This window comes from Lacinutrix himadriensis (assembly GCF_001418105.1).
GTDB classification, from domain to species: domain Bacteria; phylum Bacteroidota; class Bacteroidia; order Flavobacteriales; family Flavobacteriaceae; genus Oceanihabitans; species Oceanihabitans himadriense.
The window spans coordinates 1-1771 of sequence record NZ_LIQI01000004.1; the positions used below are offsets into that span (position 1 = coordinate 1).

The 1771-nt window shown below is 30.6% G+C and carries 2 protein-coding genes; one reads left to right on the top strand and one right to left on the bottom strand.

Going from position 1 to position 1771, the window contains the following annotated elements; translation table 11 throughout:
- Positions 1 to 653: 653 nt before the first annotated feature.
- Positions 654 to 980: a hypothetical protein gene (locus AMD28_RS00090; RefSeq protein WP_152975498.1), complete on the top strand. Its 327-nt coding sequence runs from the start codon at positions 654 to 656 to the stop codon at positions 978 to 980.
- A gap of 154 nt (positions 981 to 1134) precedes the next feature.
- Here the strand turns inward: AMD28_RS00090 and AMD28_RS00095 are convergent.
- On the bottom strand, positions 1135 to 1771 hold a 637-nt coding region (locus AMD28_RS00095), incomplete at its 5' end, for an IS110 family transposase (RefSeq protein ID WP_055442131.1).

A 1771-nucleotide genomic window follows, 5' to 3' on the forward strand; every position in this document is an offset into this window, starting at 1 on the left:
TGATGTTTCAACAACTTGAAATCGAGATCTAAAGTCTCACAGAACTGAACGAAATATTAGTAGAAAAAGAGAGAGGATTATCAATGTTGTCGAAGTCTAATGCTTCACCGTGTATACTAATCTTATTTCTCTCTTTTGTTCTTTCTGATTTATATATCTTAATTTAATGTTTTATTTAAAATGTAAACTTAAGCTGTGTATAATTAATTGCTAGGTTCTAGCCTACTTGCGAAAATTCCTGCGGAATTTTCACGGGTTCGTAAAAGTTTACTAAATTAGTTGCTAAACCACGCAACTAACCATACACAAACACGTTGGCATTCATTGCGGAACGCACTCTGAACCAAAAAATAAGAGCTTTATTAATTATAAATATGTTTGATTATATATTAAAACCTTTACTTAAATTTTTAACGAAACCTCTCGTTTCTCTATTAATGAATTTAGCTGAATTGATGAATGAATTCTATGAAAGCTTTAAAAAGAAAAAGTAACTGAAATTCGGAATTGAAAAACCAAAAACCGAACTGAATGCGGAATTTAGCAAGTTGCGGAATTGCTTACTCAATCGGAATTGAAAAAGTTTGCGGAATAAATCGCTGACCGAATTCACTCAAACGCTGGAAAATCAAAAAACCGAACTTAATAGAATAATGAAAATAGAAAGAGAAAATTATTCAATTTACCCAATCATTATTTTAACTTTTGGATGGTTATACTATTTTATAATAAACTACTTAAATTATATAGATTTTTCAAGTCAATTTATAGATGGAATTTTAGCACCTACTGCAAGAGATGGAAAATATGATACAATTTTGTTCAAATTAATTGCAATAGGATTTGGTGCCAGTAGTTTATTCTTGAATTATAAAAGTAAAGCACTTAATAAAAAGAAAATAAGAATATTATTATCGTTGTTACTATTAATTATTAGCATTATTGCTTTTCCGAATTTGATATGGTATTATTTAATATAAACGAAAGAGCATTTGGAATTAAAAAAAACAACGAAATGCCAACAAAGAACTGAGGTAAAAAACAACTCTTTTCTTCGTTAATTTTAGACATTATTAGTTTTGGCTCAAAATAATTTTATTGTTTTGCGCCTTTTATATTTTATGTAATTCTTTACTATTTAGGCAATACTGAAACGTGATTTTCACAATATGGCAATCCTGATTTAGCAATAGCAAATGCTTGCTTTAATAACTTATTTGCAACTGCTATTAACGCAAGTTTTTTACTCTTTCCTTTGGCCACCAATCGTTCATAAATCTCTCTACAAGCCTTATTGTACTTACATGCCGAAAATGCACATAAAAATAGCAGATTTCTTAGTTTCTTATTCCCTACTTTACTTATTCTACTTCGTCCGCGAACACTGCTTCCTGATTTTCGTATAGTTGGTGTAATACCGACATAACTACACAGTTGTGATGCCGTTTCAAATTTTTTAAATCCATCAGTTACTACTATTAAAAACAAAGCTGTTTTCACACCCATTCCTGGGATGCTTTTTAATAATGTCAGTTGATGTTGCTGCTCTTGTTTAACTAAATCTAATAGACGCTCTTCTATCGCGGTAATCTCCTTTTGCAAATGCTTAACGTTTCGCTTTAAAGAACGATACACAAACTTGGAAGGTATTCCTAAGGTTTCTTCACCATGAAGTTTATTCTTCGATGCCGTTCGGTATTTTATGTAACTATCCAGCAATCTAAAGAGTTGCAAGCACTCACTCTGAACTTCATTTAAAGCTGTGTAAAGA